Origin of the sequence: Methanoculleus sp. UBA430 (assembly GCF_002506585.1) — an archaeon.
GTDB lineage: Archaea > Halobacteriota > Methanomicrobia > Methanomicrobiales > Methanoculleaceae > Methanoculleus.
This window is the reverse complement of record NZ_DAXW01000009.1, coordinates 363,653-384,217: the sequence shown is the minus strand read 5'-3', so window position 1 is coordinate 384,217 and position 20,565 is coordinate 363,653. Positions and strand designations below refer to the sequence as shown.

The window sequence follows — 20,565 nt, the reverse complement described above, 5'->3', positions numbered from 1 at the left end:
GATGGTAATACTTATGATTTATTTTATAATATATCGTATTACCTTTGGTGCATCCGGGAGTATTGGGAATGAATGGCAGGGATAGGGGAAGGCAGGATTTGCCATGCTGGTGATCACCTCTGCGGTGAACGCCGTCCTGCTGGTCACGGTCGGGATCGTCCTTGCGAACATCCTTGCCGAGACCGGGATCTTTGCCCGGCTTTCGTCGTTCACCGGGCCGTTCTGCAGGGTTTCCGGCCTCTCCGATGCGTGTGTCCTTTCTGTCGTCGCGATGGGGGTCAACGCCACGGCGGGAAAGTCGATGCTTGCCGAGTACTACCGCGACGGGAAGGTGACGGAGCGGGAGGTGATCCCGGTGCTCATCATGGGCTCCTTCCCGGTGGTGCTCGGGGAGTCGCTCTTCCGCGTCCAGCTCCCAGCAGCCCTGATCCTCCTCGGCCCCGTTGTCGGGGGGATCTACACCGGGCTGAATCTCTTATCGAGCGGCATGCAGGCACTTTTTGCCCTCCTCTACAGTCGCCGGTTCCTCGCCGCCCCCGGGCGCGCGCCGGCCCCGGTCCCTCCCGCACCCACGGCCGCTCTTGCGCTCACCCGGGAGGTCGTCCTTGCCGGGTGCAGGAGGGCGGTCCCGACGCTCCGGCGGGTCGTGCCCGTCACCCTGGCCGCGCTGCTCGTTTTTTCTCTCCTCACCGCGACGGGCGTTATGGATGGCGTCGCCGCCGCGTTCGACCCCCTCCTCCGGGCCATCGGTCTCCCCGGCGAGAGCGCTGCGGCGCTCGTAGCCCAGTTCGTCCATTTTTCGGCGGGCTACGCGATCGTTGCATCCCTGCTGGATGGGGGTATCCTCACGCTCGAGACGGCGCTCGTCACGCTCGTCCTCGGAAGCATGGTGGTCATCACCATGATCTACGTCAAGTACTCTGTGCCGCTCTACCTCTCGCTCTTCGGCCGGCTCGGCGTCAAAATTGCGCTGGTCACGTACGCGGCAAGCATGGCCGCGAAGGTGGTCACGGTTGCGCTGGTGATGGTTGTGTTATGAGGGGGTGCGGGGTTACCATGCCCGGGGGGTGCCGGGGGAAGCCTCCGGGCCGTTCGGAGGCTTTCCCGGAATCGGTCTCAGTACTTCATTATACGGATTTGTTGAACCCCATCTGTACTGCCGGGTGAAGAACTATATGTTACCCACTGGAACGAGCTCTCCGCTGACAATGCAAGAACAGCGTGCGTCAGACGATCAAATCAAGAAAGAAGTCCCGATACTCATCTCCTGCCCCCGTAGGGCAATCTTCATCATCTCCTCGCTCCCAGGTACGATCAGGAGGGAGCAGAACCCGTATGGAAGCTCAGGTCCGCCGGGAGAAGAAGAGCATCTTCGTTGACAGGCTGGAAGAAGCACTCCCGCTGCTCCGGGAGCGGTTCGGCGTGGCGAAGATCGGCCTCTTCGGATCGACCGCCCGCGGCGAAGACCGGCCCGAGAGCGATGTGGATGTGCTGGTCGAGTTTGCACCCGGACAGACGACGTTCCGGAACTTCATGGAACTCGCGTTCTACCTTGAGGACCTCTTTTGCCGCCGGGTGGACCTCGTCACCGAGCAGGGGCTCAGCCGACATCTCCGATCGTATATCGAGAAGGAGGTCGTCTGGTGTGAGGCGTGACGATCTCTTTCTTCGGCACATCGCGGACGAGATTGCATTTCTCCGTGAAGTCGGCAGGGAACTGACGTATGAGAGGCTGCTTGCGGATCCGGTGCGGCAACGTGCAATCGTCCGCTCCATCGAGATCATCGGGGAAGCGACGAAGAACATCTCCGAACCCCTGAAAGAACAATACCCGGAGATTCCCTGGCGGCTGATTGCCGGTTCACGGGACAAGTTGATTCATGCTTATTTTGAGGTCGACTGGAGGATCGTCTGGAATATTCTCCAGAACGAGGTCACGGCCCTCGAACCACGAGTGCAGGCAATTCTTGCCGAACTCGACACACCGTCAGGGGATACCGAATAAGGGCCGCAGGACCCGGCCCGGACACCGTTGGTGGGGGCGAGCGCCTTGTTGATCTGGCGATACAGCCGCTTCTGCAAACCGATGCTGGAAAACTGCCGCTCAGAAAAAGGCAACCGGCGAGGCGGCGTTGCAGGCTGCATTGTACCGCTCCATCGTGGCGAGCAGCATCCACCGTTCGTTGGGCCGTGAAAGCGTGTGGGAACATGGTGAGGCCGATTCCTCCCTCGGCTTAAGCCGGGGGGCTCCTCGGTCCACGTTCCTGAAAGATTCCCCGGGATCGTTCCCGGGGCGAAGAAGAAGAGGGTGCGGGGTTACCGCTTCCGGAGGAAGTACCATCCCGCCGCCAGACTTCCGGCGGCGACCAGGCCCCCGACCGCGATGAGCACCCACGGAATTTCGCCGTCTTTGGGCTGCTGCGAACCGGGTCCGGACGGGGTTTCACCGCCGGGAGTCGCGGCGGCCGGTGCGGCGGTCGCCTTCGCCGGGGGTGCGTCGGCCCACGTCAGGGCGAAGAGACTGAAGTGCGAGACCCGCGCCGTCACGGTCCGGGTTGCCGGGTCCACGGTTGCGGGGACCTCCTGCCAAGCGCCGGTCCCGGGGTTGTACCACATCACCCGCAGGGTGGCGGGGTCGCCGTTCCTCCCCCACTCTTCCTCAGAGAGTGTGTAGGTGAGGGTGGCCGGCGGGTCGAAGGTGGCGCCGGCCGGTCCGCAGGTGAGGGCAAACCCGATTGTCGTCCCCCCGGGGGCCGGTGGCAGCCCGGCGGCGTCGGCGCGCGCTATGGTCACTTCGCCGAGCGGGTTTCCGTCTTTGTCGCGGGCACGCGTCCCCTCGCCGACAGTCAGCGAGCCGGCACCGTCGCCGGTCCTGACCGTCACCGGTGCGCTGACTTCGCCGGTCTCCGAGAGGGGGAGGGATGCCTGCCCGACGGACGTCACCGGTGCGGACTGGGTCGGGGCGGGGGTCGATGTTGACCCCTGCGACCCTCCACCGCCGCCGCCGTTACCGCCGTTGCCGGGCGTGGGCGTGCTCCCCCCGGCAACGGAGAGGTCCAGGCAGGTAGTGCTGTCCGGTGTGAAGGGTGCCGTCTCCCGCGCCGCCCGCCCGTTGACCAGGAAGGTGATCGTCTCCCCGGCATGGCCGTCGGTCGCACTGACCACCAGGCGACCTCCCTCATGCCGACTGGAACTGCCGTACTCCCCGGCTTTCGTCGTCACGATCGAACCGTATGTCGTCTCCCCGATCGTGGCAGTGATAGTGGTCCCGGCGGGTGCCGGGGCACCGTCGGTCGTCACACTGCCCCAGAAATCGTGAGGGAACGTGGGGGGGGAAGTCTCCGTCGCCGAGACCCCGGTCGCGAGGGCCAGGAGGAGGATCAGGGTCATTCCATGCTGGAATTTCATCGTCACGCCCCGATGGCGGCGAGGGTATCCGCGTCGTTCATGTAGAGCCAGTAGCCCCGGAAGGGGGAGAGCTCCCGCATCTCGCTGTGCCGGCCGGTATCGCCGCGGATGAACGAGACGTCGTAGGCCTGTTCGTTCGTCTTCCAGCCGAAGAGGGTCGCCCAGGCCGGCTCGGCCGTCCGGAGCGCGATGGCCGCGGGTGCGGGGACCGTGTCGGTGAACCCGATCGCGTTCCACCCCTCATCGAGGTATTTTGTGGTCGGCGGGGAGTTCGAAGCGGCGGCGAAGGCCAGAGGGATCTCGTAGGTGCCGTTCGCGTAGATCCAGATCCCGTCAAGCGGCCGGAACGCCTCCTCCCGACTCATCGCCTCCCACTGGTCAGTCCCGTTGTAATACAGCACCGGGCGCCCGTCGGTCTCCACGCCATCGAAGATCGCGATGGTGTCCTGGCCGGCGGCGAGCCGCTTCGGCGTCGAGACGAAGTTCCAGCCGGGCTGGAGGGTGATCGCCGACGCGTCGAGGTCGACGTGAACGGCAGCGATCTCTCCCGAGGCGACGGTCACGGTCTCCTCTGCGTCCAGGTAGCCGTCAAGGCTCACCCGGACGGTGTGGGTGCCGACCGGGACGTTCGTCAGCGTGGCGTTGGTGGTTTCCCCGGTCTCCGCGCCGTCGAGGACGATCCGGGCGCCGTCGGGCGACGAGGTGACGGCGATGATCCCGGCTGGCTCGGTCAGGGTGAAGTGGGCCACGGCGGTTCCGTCATCGACGACCGTCACGATCATTGAGGCGTCGGCGTAACCAGCCTTCTTCACGGTGACGGTGTGCTCGCCGGCCGCGACGTTCTCCAGGATGGCGTTGGTCGTCATGCCGGTGTCGATGCCGTCGAGCCAGATCGCCGCACCCGTGGGCGTCGAGGCGACGGTGATGCTGCCGCGGGCCTCGACGAGGTCCCGGTGGAGGGCTGCGGTCTCGTTATACGCGACGGTGACATCAGCCGTGGTGTCGGCGTAGCCGTCCTTCTTCAGGGTGACGGTGTGGGTGCCGACGGCGATCCCGTCGAGGGTTGCGTTGGTGACTTCGCCGGTATCAGCGCCGTCGATGAGGATCGCAGCGCCCTCGGGCGTCGAGGTCACGGTGAGGCTCCCGGTCAGGGTGGTCAGTTCGAGGTCGACCTCTGCGGTCTCGCCGGTGGCGACCGTGACCGGCATCGAGGCGTCGGCGTAGCCGTCGAGTTTCACGGTGACGACATGGTCGCCGGCCGGGACGTTCGTGAGGGTGCAGTCGGTGACTTCCCCGGTCTCCTCATCGTCGAGCCAGACCGCGGCGCCGGTCGGCGTCGAGGTGACGAGGATGCTGCCGGGTTCGGGGGCATACTCGACTATCAGGAAGGCTGCGGCAGCCTCCATGTAGTCGGCGCTGCTCTGGAACGCCGCGACGTTCTCGCCGGCGAGGAGCGAGGTCACATTGCGCTCGTCGACGCCGATCTGGCTCGTTCCCGTGTAGTTCCAGGCGTTCGTCCAGGTCTCGTCATTAAAGATCAGTTCACCCTCGTTCGGCCCGGCGCCGGGGGCGACGGTGACCAGGCGGGCGCCTGTGGCGTTCGCGGGGTCGAGGGTGAACGGCGCATACGCCGTCGCCTCTTTGGGGGTGGTGCTCTGGCTTGCGCCGCCGTAGAGGAGGTCGAAGCCCTCGTTCATCAGCACCGTATGCGGGGCGGTGACGCCGTCGTCATAGACGACCGCGAGGAGCATCCCGCGGACCGAGACGTTCCCGCCGCCGGGGAAGGTGTTTGCGAGGACGGCGGTGTTGCCCTCAGGGCTGAAGGCGTCGGTGACGTTGTAGACGGTCATGCCGTAGGGATACGAGGTGCCCCATCTCTTCTCGTCTTCGTAGAAAGCGGCCTGCTCGACCGCTGCGCCGTTAAAGGTCAGGGCGACGTTCTCCGGGAAGACCGGGCCCTTGTCGTAGGTGTAGGGGACGTAGAGCCGGGCGCCGGCGATCGTGGCGCCTTCGGGGACTGTGAGATCGCTGGCGGTCCAGTTGACGGTGTAGTCGGCCCAGTTGGTGCCGGCGGAGAGGTAGGCGCCGTCACCGGCCGACCAGAGGAGGTCGCCGCGAACGTCGTAGGTTTTCGCGGTGGCGATGTCTTCGCCGTCGGTCCAGCGCTTGCCGCGGTAGCCGTTGTGGACGACGGTCTTCTCGATGCTGAGCAGGTTGTTCTCTTCGTTCGATTCGCCGATGAGACCGTCGGGATCGGCGACGGCGGTGATCGTCACGGCATCGCCGGCGTTGCGGATGGTCTCGTCGGTCCAGGTGACGGTGGTGTTTGCGCCCGCGGCGAGGCCGTCGACCGCGACCGTGCCGGTTGCGCTACTGGCGTTGAATTCGACCGCGAACGCGCCGGCATCGGCGGTGCCGATGTTCGTGATCTTCGCGGTGTAGATGTTCTCGGCTGCGGAGAAGACTTCACCGTTGTTAGAAGCGAGGGTGCTGACCGCGAGATCGGGGGCGTCCCCGCCGGAGGTCGTGTATTTTACGGCAAGTGTTGCAAGCGTGGTCTTGTACGATCCACCGTTCGGTACGTACGTGAAACTGCTGTCGTTGCCGGCGGTCAGGTCGTTCTTGACGTCCCAGTTGTTCGTTCCAAAGTAACCAGATGGGGTCCCACCCGTATAGGCAGCGCCGTTGAACGTGTACAGGGCGTCTTTGGAAGAGAGCATGACGTTCTGGAGGGTAGCATCCGTCCAGCCGGCGGCAAGTCCGCCGGTGGCAAAGGTTGAGGTAACCCCGCCGGCGCCATTCGCCTGGTAATCGTGTCCGTCATTCACCCAGTAGTGTACCACATCGCTGTCGCCATCATTGTAAGCAACCACGAGGACGACCTCTTTGATGCGGCCATCGAAGTTCGATGCCACCGGGGTTGAGACGACCTCTGCTTTCGGGCTCTGCGAACCGACGAGATCGGTCACGTCGTACCAGAGCAGGTAATCCGAATACTGGCGGTTCACATGATCGTTGACCGGGTAGACATTGGCTGTGTTGTCCCCGGCGGTGGCGAGGGCCTCGGTGCCGAGCGTATCGTATGTGCCGTCGCCGTTGCCGTCGAACCTGACGGTCGCGGTTCCCGTCCGGTTATCCGTACCTGCAGCGTATACGACCGTATACAGCCGCGCCCACTGGACGTCGGTGTAGGCCGGGAGAGTGAACGTCTGGTTGAGCGTGTTCGTCGTATACGAGGTCCCGGAGCTCCATCCTCCGTACGCTCCCACGTAGAGATCGCCGGAGACCGTGCCGTTCTGAACCGTGGCGAGGCGTTTCGCCCCTGCGGAGGACGAGATATACTGGGTCTCTGTTACGGTGTCGCTTCCGTCGGCGTTGGTCGCGGTGAGCCGGATGTCGTAGGCTCCCGCTGCAAAGTCGTATGTTGCGTTCCGGTTGGTGGAGAATTCAGTCCAGTTATCACCTGTTCCGGACGGCCGCGACTCCCATGACCATGCGGTGGGGGTGTTGGTCGAGGCATCGGTGAAGGTGACGGAGAGCGGCGCTACGCCGATGGTCACGTTCGCTGCGAAGTTTGCAACCGGGGTGTCACCGCCGGATCCGCCTCCATACTCCACCACGAGGAAGGTCTGTGCCGCAACCATACACGGTGATTTCCAGGTATTGTCTCCCTGAATCGCCGCTTCGTTCCCGGTCGCGTTCAGGTACGCCGTCACCTCGCGCTCGTCGACGGCCACCTGCGGGTTGTCGGAGGCGCCGACTGCCCGCGGGCCGTAGTTCCATACTCCTGTTCCGATCTGCTCTCCATTGAAGAATAGGTTGCCTTCGGCGTCGTTGCCCCACGGGACGAACGTCGTCAGGTTCGCACGGACGACGCTCCCCGTATCGATGGTCGCGCCGGAGAACGGCACATACGCCGTCGCCTCGGCCATGCTCGTGCCATAGTTACCCTGGTCGGCGCCGAGGAGATCGAACTCTTCGTTGACGAAGATCTGCTTCCTGGTGGCGGAAGAGTCCTCGTAGATCACGGCGAGGGTAAACCCGGCCGGCGAGATCTTGGCGTTGGTGTCCGTCCGTGCGAAGAGAACTGTGTTGTTGACGTCCGTCTGGTAGAGGTCGGTCACGTTGTAGGTGAGCAGGCCGTAGTAATGGTCGGCATACGCCCCGAAGTTCGAGACATCGCTGTACCAGTTCACGTAGGGGACCCGGACACCGTTGAAGTCGATCGAGGTGTTGTCGGGCGCCGAGTAGGTGTTGTCCCAGCAGTAGGGCACGTAGAGCCAGGCGTCGTGAACCGTCGCGCCCGCCGGGAGCGGGAGGTCGCCCGCCGTCCAGGTCACGGTGTAGTTTGTCCAGCCCTCGCTGCCGAAACTGCCGGACATGTACTGGCTGTTGCCGAAGGAGTGGATGATGTCGCCGCGAAGGTCGTAGGTCCGCACCGTCGTGACGTTGCTGCCGCCCTCCCAGTACATCTTGCCCTTGTAGCCGTTGTAGAGGATCTTCTTATCGGCGAAACCGACCTTTACGTTGTTGGTCTCATCGGTCTCGGCGATGAGGTTGTCGGGGTCGACGATGGCGGTGTATCTCACCGTGCCGCCCTGGAGGTTGCGGATTGTCGGGTCGATGATGTTGATTATGGCGATCTGGGCGCCGCCCGCGATCGATTCGATGGTCGTGGTATTGACCGCGACGGTGCCGTTGGCGACGTCGCTTGCGTACAGGGCGATCACGATATCGGTCGCGACATCAGTCCCGGTGTTCTTGACGCTCCTGATCTGAACCTGGTTTGGTTCCCTCGCAAAGACCGCGCTGCCGGGTGTCGGGTTCACGACGCCGGCAATGGTGAGGTCGACCTGGGTGGCTGGGGTCACCGTCACCTCTGCGGTCCCGGTCACGCTCCCCGCAGCGGCGGCGACGGTTGTCGTCCCTGCCGCAAGGGCGGTGAAGTACCCGGTCTGGTTCACCGTGCCGACGGTCTCGTTGCCGCTCGACCAGGTGAAGGCGACGTTGGTCATCGCGTCGCCGTTCTGGTCTTTCGCGGTGGCTGTGAACTGCTGCTTATTACCGACTGCCAGGCTCGCCGTCGCGGGGGAGACCTCGATGGTCGTCAGGACAGGCGCGGCGCCGCCGGTGGAGTAGGTTACGTTCAGGTAGGGGCGTAGTGTGGCGTCGGAAGAGTCACGACTTGCCAGTTGAACCCTCTGTTCCGTGGAGGTAACTGATTCGTCGGGAGAAGCAAGTTTCCATCCATAATTTGGGGTATCTTCCGCATATGCCTGTAAATCCTGTGTGACGTTCCACGCAATCCAGACATTCGCTGCTGAACCAGGGTCAATTACGTCGGTCGGCTGCGTATCGTTGGAGGGTCCATTGCACCAGGTGACATTGGACTCGTTCCATGCTTCGGTCACGCGGTACGCGGCGACCTCCCTATCACCCTTCCTGGCGGTCATATAACCATAGAGTGTCGCCGATTCGATCGTCGCTCCCTCGGGAATCGAAGAGAGGTCGAAGTGAATAAGGCTCCTGTAGAGTGTTCCACCCGAGGTACCCCAGGGATCGCCGGATTGCCGAACAAAAAGACTCGTGGAATCACCATAACTCGTATTTCCTGGGAGAGAGCCCCATCGAATATACGCATCGGCGTCCGCCTGGAACGTCTCGGTGGTCGTTGCCGCCGCTATGGGCGCGGCGAGCGTGGTCATGCACAGCAGTGCAGCGATACAAACAATCAGCAATCTTCGTTGCATTTTCTATCAAGCTCCTTCTTCATCGTTTCATCTCGCCCGGCAGCACTGGCGCCCCTCCCCGGCGATCGGAGAGGGCGCCGATAGTCAAATTGGACGATCGGAAGATAGTATTTAGTAATATATAAATTGAGATCGTTCATACTGGATCATCACTTTAATAAAAAATGTATTAATTTAGGTACGTATTTTTGATATTCGTGCCACGCAAAGGCGAACCGTCCGGCCTATGGTCAGATCCCGCCGGGGGTGTGAGAGCCGGCAGTCCGCCGGTCCTCTGCGCGGCCGAAAAAAAGGGTGTGGCGGTCAGCCTTCCGGGTCGACCGCCGATTTCGCGTCTTTTGCCTCAATCCGGAACAGGTGTTCTGTCACGACATCGTCGTCGCGGAGGTGCGCGCTCACTCCTCCTCCTCCACTGTCAGCAGGGCGAGGGGGATCTTGAAGTAGCCGCTGTACGAGCCGGAGTCGGTGGAGTTCCGGTCAAACGTCATCGTACTGTCTCCGCCGGTGATGTAGTCGGTGACATTCCAACTCTGGTATCCTAAGTACGATCCCTGCTGCGGGTTGCTCCAGGGCAGGGCGTTGCCGTTAAAGGCGTAGTTCCCGTTGTAACTCGCCAGGTAGATGGCCGTGAGGTTCGCATCGACAGCCGTGATCCCCGATGTGCTGAAGTCAGTCTCTCCAATGTAGGAGTATCCTTCATCATCGGCAACGTAGGAGTCGGTGTCGTGGCCCTGGTTCACCCAGTAGTGGATCTGGTCAAAATCTCCGTCGTTATATGCCACTACCAGCGTGATCATCTTCACCCGGCCGTCGAACGGCTGGGTGCCATCCGGCTTGTGAGTCTGCACCCGTGCCGAAACACTCGATGAGTTGATGTCAGCGGTCACGTCATACCACATCAGGCAGTCGCTCGTCACCCGGTTGCAGTGGTCGTTGATCCAGATTGTCCCGTCCTCACCGCTGCCCCGCGGGAAGGTGTAGGTTGTGTTCACGATCTCGGTATCAAGTGTCTCGTATCCCGACCCGCCGTCGAACTCCACGGTCGTGTTCAGGGGGTAATTCGCTTGCATGTTCCCTATGTAGGTATCTACATAGAGCCGTGCCCAGGCGACGTTCCCGGAACTGCACGGGAGGGTGAAGTTTTTCACGATCGGGGCCGTATGTGCGTAGTCGAACCCGGGGTACGCGTCGAACCAGAGGCCGCCGGAGACCGTGCCGCTCGTCCCGTTCCCGGTGACGAGAGGGTCTCCGCCCAGGTACGGATCCGCCGACACCGGTGGTGTAAATGCGCACACCACCGTCAGTACCAGCATGCATGCCAGCATGCGCTGTATGTCTGTCTTCATTGTTCACTTCCAGGTTGTTTGTAGTTCCGGGAGTGTCCTGCCTCCCGGTAAGCAGTGGATGATCTCAGTATAACAAAAATCTTTTCATTTAACACTAAGTGCTAAAATAAATTGTTTCTATAATACCCGTCGGGCTGCTACGCCCGTGCTGCTACAGGCAGGAGCAAGCCATACGTAAGTTTCTCCTCTCTATCTCAGCCGGCATCGGGATCAGTCCTGGTACTGTTCGAAACACGGCAGTCAGGTAAGGGTTGCGTGTTCTGATAGCATCTTCGTGTCTCTCCCGGACGCGCCTCGGTCCCCTCCAGGCACACCCGGGTATACCCACCGGGGGGGCGGCGCTCCTTCATGGCAGGGGAGTTTCAGGACGACCTCGTGCGGAGAAGCCGCGTCCGAACCTCCTGGATGGGGTTATCCGGCAGGGTTCGTGGAGATGATCAGGAGCATTCTGCGGTTGGGACCGGAACTCTCGCTTCCGTGATTCCGTTTCCGGTGCAGCTACACTGAATGCCTGGACCCGCTCAACGGGGCCCCTGCAGGCGAACCTCTGCTGCCGGCGTTTGTATTCCTGCTTTATACAACTGCAGAGAGGCGTGAGCCCGAAATTTTTGGAATCGATGCGCAGCAAGTTCCGCACGAGAACAGTGAGAAAATATCCGGTCTTCTGGAACCAGGGGTTGGCCCTGCATCCAACCTGGAAGTGAACGGAGGAATGGCAGGGCCGAATATCAGGTTGGTAATCAGGGTAAATCATCCTGTCGGAACGGCCTGGCCCCGGAGAACCTGTCGGCGCGCCGGGAAAGACGACGAATATTCGGAGGATTCTCGCGTGCGGCTGAAACGGTCTTAGGATAGGGTTTCGGTGCACGCGGATCTGTAGAATTCCTCCCATCAGAGGTCATATCCCCTGCGTTCTATTCCGGCAAAAAAGTGGATACCGGGGTTTTTCAGTCCCCTGAGAGGTCGGCATGGCATTCGGTGGTCACATGTGGCGAGACTATGACGTCTTCGATCGTCTTCGACCCGCTCTTTCCTACTACCTTCACCGGATAACTGCCGATATCAAGGTAGTGGAAGGTGTGGGGCGTCACTTCGCCGGTATCCCGGCTGTAGAGGTAGATCCTGGCGCCCGCCGGGGTGCTTGAGACCTCAAGCGATCCCCAGGTATAGGGGTCGAGAGTAAACTTCACCGTGGCGTCCTTGCCGTGGTCCGTCAGCAGGACCTCCCGTTCTGCCGGGATATACCCCGGCTTTGAGACCGAGATCAGATGCTTCCCTTCCGATATGTTGGTAACGACATACGGCGTGGCAGACCCGGTCTGGAACCCGTCGACCGATATCGTTGCCCCTGCCGGCACCGACGTCACGAGGAGACTGCAGGGTGCATCCGAGAAGACGGCGCTCACGGTGTCGTTCGACTCGACGGCGGCGGGTATCCGGTAACTCCGGTAACTCTCGCCGTCATAGATGGTGATATACGACCCCCCGATCCCACTGACCTCGACCTTCTTCGGGAACCGGTCGCTTAGGTACCTGCCGTTGATCGAGAAGGGTTTCTGCGCGTAGTCCTCCGACTCAAACGTGAGCGACCGTGTCAGTTCCGCGTTGCCGCTGGTGAACGTCACCCGGGCTATGGCGTTTTTCTCGATCCAGATCCGCTCTTTATCGGAGCTGAACGTGATCCCCTCTTTCTTCACCTTGATGGTGTGCAGCCCCTCCTTGAGCCCGTAGACGATGTCGGGAGTCTTCCGGTTCACCTTGCGGCCGTCGACGAGGATCTCCGCCCCCTCCGGGAACGAGTCGACGTAGACGCCGCCGTAATGGTTCTGCTCCCAGGTCCGGAGCAGGCCGGGGGAAGCGAGACCCGGAATCTCGACAACGACCTCATCGTCGTGGTCGAGCAGGATTGTCCGTTCCGCCGGCTCGGCGCCGTCCATGCGCACCCGGACGGTATGGTTGCCGCCCGAAAGCGATGCAAAGGCGGCCGGTGTCGTCCTGCCGGTGTACTCCCCGTCGAGGTCGATGAGCGCACCCGGGGGGTCGGAGAGCACCGAGAGGCCGAACCACATCGTGGTGATATCGACGGCCGGCGCCGCCGGCGCCGTGGGTGCGGGCTCGGCCCGGGCCAATCCGGGATCAGGCGCGGGCTCCGCCGGCGGCGCCGGCTCCTCAGCGGCGGGGGTGAAGCCGAACAGCGAAAAGATCGCCGAAACAACATCGAACAGCAGGTTGAGCACCCCTCCGATCGGAGCGTCTCCGCCGGCCTCGCCGTACCGGACCGCATAGACGCCCCCCTGCCAGATCTTTGCCGAGACGCTGCCACCCGTTGCATCTGCCGTGGTCTCCAGGGTCTCCCAGGTGCCCGAAGCGCGGTCGTACCTGACGATCGCGCCTCCCGATCTGTTCACGGAGACGACCAGCCCGAGCGGAATGTCGCTCACCATATCCTCGCTGGCGATCTCGTAGGCCGGGTCGGCACCCCCGGCACCGCCGGGCGGAAGCCTCTGTAACGTTATCGTCTGGACGAGGTTCCCGGAGCCTTCGGTGATCACCGCTCCCTCGGGTATATAGAGTTGAACGGCCCCGCCGTCGGCGACGATGCGCGTGGCCTCGATCCGCCCGTTCGTCGAGTTGAAGGTGAACCGCGATCCGGTGCTGCCGGACGATGTCGTCGGCGTCCCGGGAGTGCTCGCCGTGGGCGTAGCGTTCGCCTCGTAGCCCGCCGGCGGGATGCCCTTCCTGACGACGAGGATGACGGCGCGGTTCTCCATATAATCCCCCTTCGTCGTGGTGATGAGGCTCTGGATCCCCGCCTCGTTCCCTGACTGCCGGAGGTACGGTCTCGCGTCCAGGTCGGCCACGCTGATCGCTGAAGAGCCAGCAGTGAGCAGGTTGAACCACTCACCGCTGTTGAAGAAGATCCGGTGCTCGTCGTCGTCCATCCCCGAACCGGCCGTTGCCACCAGGATGAGGCGCGCCTCGCCGGCTCCGGAGAGGTCGACGGACTCGTTGAAGATCGCTGTCGTGATACAGTCTTCAGACGTCGTGCCGAAGTCCGGGTTGGCATAGAGCGTATCCGATCCCTCCGCGATCCAGTAGGTCATCTCCGGTTCGGCAGGATCTTCGGTGACGACCAGGAGGCCGACGCCGTAGGCTGCAAATACATCGTCCTTTCTCCCGTCGTTTTTCACCGTCACGACGTGCTCTCCGGCGATACCGCCCTTGATGCCGGTGACGTTGAACGCGTGGGTCTCGAGAAGATAATTATAGATCCCCTCGTCCTTCCGGTCGTTGTAGACCTTATCGGCCGCGATATTCGCTCCGTCGACTGCGAGACCGATCCTGACCGGGGTGCCCTCTTTCCTCTTCTCGTCGTGCCCCCAGGTGGTATAGATATACAGCCGTGCATACCCTACCGTGCCGTTCTTGGGTGGGGGCACATTGATCGTAAACTCCTTGCCCTCACCGGCGTGGATGAGCCCGGTGTAACTGCTGAACTCGTAGTAGGTCAGGTTCCCGTGGACGGTTCCTGAGACGGCTACGTCCAGGTTCTTCCCGGTGTAGCCGTAGTCGGGGATCCCTCCGCCGTCGGAACCGCCGGACCCACCCCCGGACGTCGTGAGGTCGAAGTTAACGGAGGTGGTCTCGCCGTCGTTGACCGTAACCGTCCGGTAGTCTTCGTAGCCCTCCGCCCTCACCTCGACCGTGTAGTCGCCGATGACCAGGTTCTCCAGCGTCGCCGGGGTTACGACCGACCTGTTCACCCCGTTGAGGTAGACCCAGGCCCCGGGCGGCTCGCTCGTCACCTCGATGCTGCCCGTTATCGGTTCGAGGTTGAAGTGGACCGTGGCGTTCGCGCCTCTGGTCACCGTGACCCACCGGTCGTCGGGCACCCGGTAGCGGTCCAGTTCGACCCTGACTGAGTGGTCGCCGGCAGGGATGCCGGGGATCGTCGTGTTCGTCGTCCACTGGGTCGCCTCGTCGTCCAGGTAGATCGCCGCGCCGGCGGGCACCGAGGTCACCCGGATCGACCCGACCTCCTCTTCGGGGTAGCGGACCGAGAGGAGGGCAAGCGGGATCTTGAAGAATGCACCCAGGAACCCTCCGCCGCTCCCGGTGACGCTGAGGTCCCGGGTGTAGGTGAGGGTACTCGTCGTCCCGGGTTCCAGGAGATCCGAAACGTCCCACGTCTGGTACCCCGAGTAGGCGCCCTGCGGCTCATTGGCATCGAGCGGTTCGGTGTTGAACGAGAATTCGCCGACCTGGCTTGCTATGTAGATGGCCGAGAACTCGGCCGCAAACTCGCGCTCGTCGTCTTCAGGGAGGTCCTCGGTCGAGAAGAGCGTCTCGCCCATGTAGGTCGCGCCGAGGTCCTCCTCGGTGTAGTAGGAGTGGACATCATGCCCCTGGTTCGCCCAGTAGTATACTTCGTCGCCGTCGCCGTCGTCGTAGGCGACGACAAGCGTGACGAGTTTGATTCGCCCGTCAAAGGTCCCCGTATAACCTTCCGGCTGCTCCGTCTTCACCTGGGTGACCGCATTCCTGCCGGTGATACGGTTGGTCACGTCGTACCACATCCAGTAGTCGCTCGTCACCCGGTTGCAGTGGTCATTCACCCAGACCGGCCCGTCCCCGCCATTAGCCGGGAAGGAGTACGACTTCCGGAGTTCCTCCACGCCGAGCGTCTGCATCCCCGACCCGCCATTGAACTTCACGGTCGCCCGGTGCTCGTAGTTGTTCTGCATGTGGCCGCAGTAGACAGCGACGTAGAGGCGCGCCCACTTGATCTTCGAGTAGGAAGGAAGTGAGTAGGTCTTCGTGACCTCATGCTCCTGCCCGACCCCCACGAACGAGTCATGCCACAGCCCGCCGGAGACGACGCCGCTTTCCACTGTCTCAAGCGGGATGCCGCCCACATACTGGTCAGCCGCCGCAGGTGCAGGCACGAGGGCCAGCAACAGGGCAAGAGAGAGGATAATTCCTGAAGTTACTGATCTTCTTCTCATACTTTCACACCCCCGTCCGTATCGCCGTCACCGGGTTGAGATGAGATGCTTTCAACGCCGGATAGAGGCCCGATACCAGGGAAAGGGCGATCGCGATCGCCATCCCGAGCACGAGGAGCCCGGGCGTGATCAGGGTAATCTCGGCGTCTGCGAACGTGGAGAACGTATCGCCGAGCTGGGCGACGATGAACGGCTTGCCGAAGGTGTTGATCGCGCCCGAGAACGCGACGCCCAGGAGATCGCCGATCACACCCCCGATCAACCCGATGTAGAGGCACTCGGCAAGGACGAGGTAGACGACGTCGGCAGGGGAGGCCCCGATGGCCATGGTGATCCCGATCTCCCGCGTCCGCTCGAAGACCGACGTAACCATTGTGTTGACGATCATCAGCGCCCCCACGATCAGGGCGACCCCGGCAAAGAACGCCAGGATGAGGACGACAACGTCCATCAATCGGTTCACCGACTCGATCTGCTGGAACGCGCCCCGTGCGGTGAGGCCGAGCCCCTTGATGCCGTCCACCACACCAAAGACCGCGTCGGGGTGATCGACCCTGATCAGGACGCCGTCGAACGCCGCTTCGCCGCCGCGCAACTCCTGCGCGACCCCGCGGTCGATCAGCATCACCTGGTCGAACGCGTCGTCCCGCTCCTGGAGTACGCCGACAAGGGTGAAACCCACCTCTTCGTCGACCGGCATGCCGTCCTCGTCGTAGCGCCGGATCAGGATCGGGACAGTATCGCCGAGCCGGACACCCTCGTAGCGCTGGAGCGTCTCGGCGACGTCGTGCCCGAGCACCGCCTGCCGGGAGCCGGGAGCGAGGGATTCTCCTTTCAGGTACTTCGGCCTGATCGCGTCCCCGATCCCGCCGGGATCGACGCCCACGACCTCAAGGTAGGTCTGCCGTTTTGTGGCGTAGGCCTCCCTGACCACCGCCGAGGATGCCGCAACATGGGGGATGGCATCGAGTTCGCCGATCTTTGCCGGTGTGATGAGCTGGATCGCGCCGCCGCGGATATCAGCGGTCGCCTCGATGAGCGTGAGGTCGGACTGCTCCTTGATCGCCTCCACCGCCTGGTAGCGGATGCCTTCGCCCAGGGAGACGGTCCCGACGACCGCCGCAACCCCGATAGCGATGCCGAGGGCGGTGAGGAAGACACGCATCCGTTTCCGCGCGACCTGGTGGGCCGCGGCCATCAGATAATCGATCAGCCTTCCGACGATCACGATACCACGCTCCCGTCAAGGAGTTCGATGGTACGGTCCGTCCGCTTCCCGAGTTCGCGCTCATGGGTGACGATCAGAAACGTCGTCTCCCGTTCCCGGTTTACCCGCCGCATCAGGTCAAAGATCTCGTCGCGTGTCCTTGAGTCGAGGTTCCCCGTCGGTTCGTCGGCCAGGACGATGAGGGGGTCTCCGACGAGGGCGCGGGCGATCGCCACCCGCTGCTGCTCGCCGCCGCTCATCTCCCTCGGGTAGTGGTGCGCCCGGTCCGCGAGACCGACGGTCGCAAGGAGATCGGCGGCCCGCTCTCTCCTCGCGGCCTTCTCGTGATAATTGAAGAGGAGGGGGTACTCCACGTTCTCCTGCGCCGTCAGCGCCGGGATGAGGTTGAAACTCTGGAAGATAAACCCGATGGCCTCCCTCCGGAGCGCGATGAGCGCTTTTCGGTCGCCGAAATCGACATTCCTGCCGTCGATCCGGACCTCCCCGGAGGTCGGGGCGTCCAGACCGCCGAGGATGTTCAGGAGCGTGCTCTTCCCGCTGCCGCTCCTCCCGAGGAGGGCGACGAACTCGCCCTTCCCGATGGCGAAGTTCACGTCCAAAAGAGCAGTCACCTGGTCGTTATATGCCTTGTTCAAGTGCATTGCTTCAATGATCGTCTCCATCTTCTTACCTCCGTTCGGCCCAGAGAACGGCGTTCGACAGGACAAGGTAGTCTTTCTCGTCCTGGACCTGCGCAAAATTCTTATCGGACCGCAGATAGGGCAGTACGTCCCGCCGGTCGATCCCGACCTGTTTCGTCTCGTCGGAGTCAAAGACGTTCACCCACTCCTTCCCGTTCGATCCCGGGAATATCGCCGAGAGGATCGCTTCAAAGAACGAGGGCATGCTGCTCGTCCCTTCGCGGTTGAAGAAGAGCCGGTTGATCACGGGGATGTTCTCCCGGGTATAGCCGCCCGAAGGGGCGACGAGGAAGAGCTCGGCGGACGCAAGACCGGACCGGCTGATCGTCCCGGGAAAATCGATCCTGCTTGACGCCATGGCAGGGGTGATCCCGTAACTGCTGTAGATGAGGTCGGCCCCCTCGCTCACCCAGGCGATCGCCTCTGGCGATCCCGGGCTCTCGTAGACGGCGAGCAGCCCGATCCCCTGGACGACAAAGGTTCGGTTGTCGGTGGCGTTGTTCTCGAGGATGACGGTAAAGGAGTTCTTCCCCCGGGCGAGATCCATCGTCGTGAATACGTCCATCCCGGAGAAGAAGTCGTTCTTGCTGACGAACCCCTTGGAATCCGCGTAGCGGGCGGCCTCCGTGAAATGCTCACTCGCATCCGTACGGATGAGCGAGAGCGCCGGATAGATCGCCTTCTGGTCGAGCTTGCTCCAGGCCCAGTAGACGTAGAGGCGCTGGTACCGGATGGTTGCATCCTCTGGGAGGTCGAGGTCGAACGAGACCGCATACCGGTCCCCGGGGTTGAGCGCACCGCTGTAGGTGCTGTTCCCAACCGTATAGACGTACCCCCCCCGGAACTCGTCGTGAAACACGGTCGAGAGCGGTTTATCCCCGGCATAGGTGGCTGCCGCGGGCACTGCCAGAAGAAGTCCGAGGACGATGATCAGCCCGGCAGCAACAGTCCTACGGGAAGACATACTCGCCCTCCGCTATGTTGTTTGCCCGGTTTGAGTCTTTGATCGCGCCCTTCTCGTCCGCGACCACCCTGAGCCGGTGCTTCCCGGGCGTCGTGTAGAGCGGGACGTCGATCGTGACCGTTGCCCCGGCGCCGATCCCGTCGACGTGCTTTACCGCCGCCTTATCGCCGTCAAGGTAGATGGCAAGGTCGAAGGCGCCGACGTCGCTCCCCCCGCCGTTCCTGACCGTGATCGGGATGGTGTAGTCGGAAAACCCTGCGGCGGCCGCCGGCGGCGCCACCAGCGGGCATGCGGCGACGATGACCGCGCCCGCGACCAGGACGACCGTTATCTTCCCGCCGGGCGGGCGCATCGCGGCAAGGAGCGCGGCGAGAGAGAGCCCTGCAACCAGGGCAACGAGCGGTGCGGGGGACTGTTGCGGCGATGCGGCATGCGCCTCAGCCCCGGCCCTGACCGGTGCCCCGATGGCGACGGAGAGGTCGGGGACCGTGCCGACCGTCAACTCCACCGACGCCTCGTTATCCGCCGGATCGACGTCACCGGTGGCATCGACCCGGACCGAGATTGTGTGCCGCCCCTCGGCGAGAGTGACGCCGGTCTCGACCTGCTGGACCCCGGACCTTGCCGGTTCGACCTCCACCGTCCTGACGGCTCTTCCGTCGACCGAGAAGACCACCGCGATCTTCCCGTCGGGCCGTGCGCCGTGGTTCCTCACCGTCGCCTGAATGGTTGCTTCTTCGCCGGCGTAGGCTCCCGTCGCCACAGGCGCGTCGACAGAGAAGTCGGGCGCGGGCGAGGCGCCGGGCCGTCGCACGGTGAGGATGACGGAGCAGGGGTGGATGTAGTCCTCACCCTCGGGCTTTGACCCGGTGGTGCTGATCTCACCGTCGCCGTCGAGGTCTCTTCCCCGCTCGAAGACAACGTGGTTAGTATCCTTCAGGAGGCGGCCGAGATCGAACGTCTCGACATCGACGTAGCGAGCCTCGACCCCGGCACCGCTGGTCGCGTCGCCGATGCATTCGTTCCCGATGTCCCGCGCACCTTCGGGATAGAGCGAGAGGTCGGTCACCGGGACGCCCAGGTCTTCGCCGTTGAAGAGGACGTAATCCGGCTGCCCCTTTGTCGAGGCAAGGAGGACCACGGTCAGGTCGGCGGCGGCGTTCTCTGCCAGAGGTGCCTTCTCAAAGGTTATCTCGCACGTGTCGTGGCGCGTGGGGTTTGTGCCGGCCCACCCCTCGCCGTGGAGGTTCTCGTTTCCTTCGGCGATCCAGTACCGGGTGACCGGTTTCGCGGCGTCCTCGACGACGGCCACAACGAAGATGCCGTAGGAGCGCCCGTCGATCCTGCTCTCGGGCTGGCCCCTGCTGGTCGTCAGTTTGATGGTGTTCTTGCCGCCCCGGAGCTGGTCGGTGCAGTCGTGTGCGACCCAGTAGACGCCGTACCCTGAGACGTAGGTCTCCTCATTCCGGTCGTCTTTCCCGAAGAGATCCCGGCGGGCCGGGACACCGTTGTTGACGCTGATCTCCTCCCACCCGGTGTAGCGCTCGGTGCCGCCCCAGATGCCCGTGTAGACCCGCGCCCAGACTGGTTTTGCCGGGAGTGAGAATGTGCATTCGATAGGGGGGGCGGTGAGCCCGTAGGTCCCGAAGGTGAGCACGTCTCCCTGCACCTCGCCCTGGGCCGCCTCGCGGAGCGGGATGCCTTCGAAGTCGTAGATTGCTGAAACTGGTGCTGTGATGAAGACAAGTGCGATAAGTACACATAACCAAGAGATATTTCGGAATATGTTCATACTATTCATCAGATAGTATCACTCAGTATTAAGACTTTTTATTTTTTTGTGAACAATAAGGGGCGAAAATTCTCTCTTCCCCGGAAATATGGGGCCAGATGGTTTGAAAGCCCCGATCCCCTGGCGCTCTGGCCGGCGTTCGTTAGCGTCCTTGAATTTTGTATGAACCATATCGGAGCCGGAGCCTGGAACGTTCGCGCTCCCGGGCACAGCTTCCCGGCGTCTGTCGTCCTTAGGGGGGTCGGACCTCCACATGATACCCACCACGGCCCGGTGTACCGGGACAGGCCCGGGGGAAAACCGGGTCCGATCCCTGCATCCGGCGCACCGATCTCACCGGTGAAGCCTGAGGTCGCATCCTATGGCCGGTTTGTGTGTTCTGCTTGACATC

General features: G+C 62.8%; 11 protein-coding genes. 3 read left to right on the top strand and 8 right to left on the bottom strand.

Annotated elements, in window-relative coordinates:
• Nucleotides 1-103: 103 nt before the first annotated feature.
• The 3 genes from BRA49_RS08080 to BRA49_RS08070 all read left to right on the top strand — a co-directional run bounded on the left by BRA49_RS08080 (nucleotide 104) and on the right by BRA49_RS08070 (nucleotide 2,005).
• Nucleotides 104-1,039 (top strand): nucleoside recognition domain-containing protein, encoded by a 936-nt coding sequence (locus BRA49_RS08080; RefSeq protein ID WP_292385025.1) that lies wholly within the window; start codon nucleotides 104-106, stop codon nucleotides 1,037-1,039.
• Nucleotides 1,040-1,335: 296 nt separating this feature from the next.
• Nucleotides 1,336-1,656 (top strand): nucleotidyltransferase family protein, encoded by a 321-nt coding sequence (locus BRA49_RS08075; protein WP_292385023.1) that lies wholly within the window; start codon nucleotides 1,336-1,338, stop codon nucleotides 1,654-1,656.
• The gene (locus tag BRA49_RS08070) at nucleotides 1,646-2,005 is read left to right on the top strand and encodes a DUF86 domain-containing protein (protein ID WP_292385022.1); all 360 of its coding nucleotides are present in this window, start codon (nucleotides 1,646-1,648) and stop codon (nucleotides 2,003-2,005) included. The genes BRA49_RS08075 and BRA49_RS08070 overlap by 11 nt, the downstream gene beginning before the upstream one ends.
• Before the next feature lie 311 nt (nucleotides 2,006-2,316).
• Here the strand turns inward: BRA49_RS08070 and BRA49_RS08065 are convergent, their stop codons facing one another.
• The 8 genes from BRA49_RS08065 to BRA49_RS08030 all read right to left on the bottom strand — a co-directional run bounded on the left by BRA49_RS08065 (nucleotide 2,317) and on the right by BRA49_RS08030 (nucleotide 20,174).
• The gene (locus tag BRA49_RS08065; protein ID WP_292385020.1) at nucleotides 2,317-3,408 is read right to left on the bottom strand and encodes a hypothetical protein; all 1,092 of its coding nucleotides are present in this window, start codon (nucleotides 3,406-3,408) and stop codon (nucleotides 2,317-2,319) included.
• A 2-nt stretch (nucleotides 3,409-3,410) separates the two neighbouring features.
• Nucleotides 3,411-9,113: a DUF3344 domain-containing protein gene (locus BRA49_RS08060; RefSeq protein ID WP_292385018.1), complete on the bottom strand. Its 5,703-nt coding sequence runs from the start codon at nucleotides 9,111-9,113 to the stop codon at nucleotides 3,411-3,413.
• A gap of 440 nt (nucleotides 9,114-9,553) precedes the next feature.
• Nucleotides 9,554-10,504 carry a DUF3344 domain-containing protein gene (locus BRA49_RS08055; protein ID WP_292385016.1) on the bottom strand — a complete coding sequence of 317 codons (951 nt, stop codon included), beginning with the start codon at nucleotides 10,502-10,504 and terminating at the stop codon, nucleotides 9,554-9,556.
• Nucleotides 10,505-11,451: 947 nt separating this feature from the next.
• Complete coding sequence (locus tag BRA49_RS08050) at nucleotides 11,452-15,510, bottom strand: DUF3344 domain-containing protein (RefSeq protein ID WP_292385015.1); 4,059 nt, start codon at nucleotides 15,508-15,510, stop codon at nucleotides 11,452-11,454.
• 4 nt (nucleotides 15,511-15,514) lie between these two features.
• On the bottom strand, nucleotides 15,515-16,738 hold the full coding sequence (locus BRA49_RS08045; RefSeq protein ID WP_292385013.1) for an ABC transporter permease: 1,224 nt from the start codon (nucleotides 16,736-16,738) through the stop codon (nucleotides 15,515-15,517).
• Entirely contained in the window at nucleotides 16,735-17,400 is a 666-nt protein-coding gene (locus tag BRA49_RS08040; protein WP_292385012.1) for an ABC transporter ATP-binding protein, read from the bottom strand. Before BRA49_RS08040 ends, BRA49_RS08045 begins: the two co-directional genes overlap by 4 nt.
• 4 nt (nucleotides 17,401-17,404) lie before the next feature.
• Nucleotides 17,405-18,382, bottom strand: a complete 978-nt coding sequence (locus BRA49_RS08035) for a DUF3344 domain-containing protein (protein ID WP_292385010.1) — start codon at nucleotides 18,380-18,382, stop codon at nucleotides 17,405-17,407.
• Nucleotides 18,369-20,174, bottom strand: coding sequence for a DUF3344 domain-containing protein (locus BRA49_RS08030; RefSeq protein WP_292385008.1), 1,806 nt, complete (start codon nucleotides 20,172-20,174; stop codon nucleotides 18,369-18,371). The genes BRA49_RS08035 and BRA49_RS08030 overlap by 14 nt, the downstream gene beginning before the upstream one ends.
• Nucleotides 20,175-20,565 lie beyond the last annotated feature (391 nt).

Bases quoted from the DNA above. Each gene is read 5' to 3' on its own strand.
- BRA49_RS08030 (WP_292385008.1), bottom strand. From the start codon at position 20,174: ATGAACATATTCCGAAATATCTCTTGGTTATGTGTACTTATCGCACTT.
- BRA49_RS08080 (WP_292385025.1), top strand. From the start codon at position 104: ATGCTGGTGATCACCTCTGCGGTGAACGCCGTCCTGCTGGTCACGGTC.
- BRA49_RS08035 (WP_292385010.1), bottom strand. From the start codon at position 18,382: ATGTCTTCCCGTAGGACTGTTGCTGCCGGGCTGATCATCGTCCTCGGA.
- BRA49_RS08040 (WP_292385012.1), bottom strand. From the start codon at position 17,400: ATGGAGACGATCATTGAAGCAATGCACTTGAACAAGGCATATAACGAC.
- BRA49_RS08060 (WP_292385018.1), bottom strand. From the start codon at position 9,113: ATGACCACGCTCGCCGCGCCCATAGCGGCGGCAACGACCACCGAGACG.
- BRA49_RS08050 (WP_292385015.1), bottom strand. From the start codon at position 15,510: ATGAGAAGAAGATCAGTAACTTCAGGAATTATCCTCTCTCTTGCCCTG.
- BRA49_RS08055 (WP_292385016.1), bottom strand. From the start codon at position 10,504: ATGAAGACAGACATACAGCGCATGCTGGCATGCATGCTGGTACTGACG.
- BRA49_RS08075 (WP_292385023.1), top strand. From the start codon at position 1,336: ATGGAAGCTCAGGTCCGCCGGGAGAAGAAGAGCATCTTCGTTGACAGG.
- BRA49_RS08065 (WP_292385020.1), bottom strand. From the start codon at position 3,408: ATGAAATTCCAGCATGGAATGACCCTGATCCTCCTCCTGGCCCTCGCG.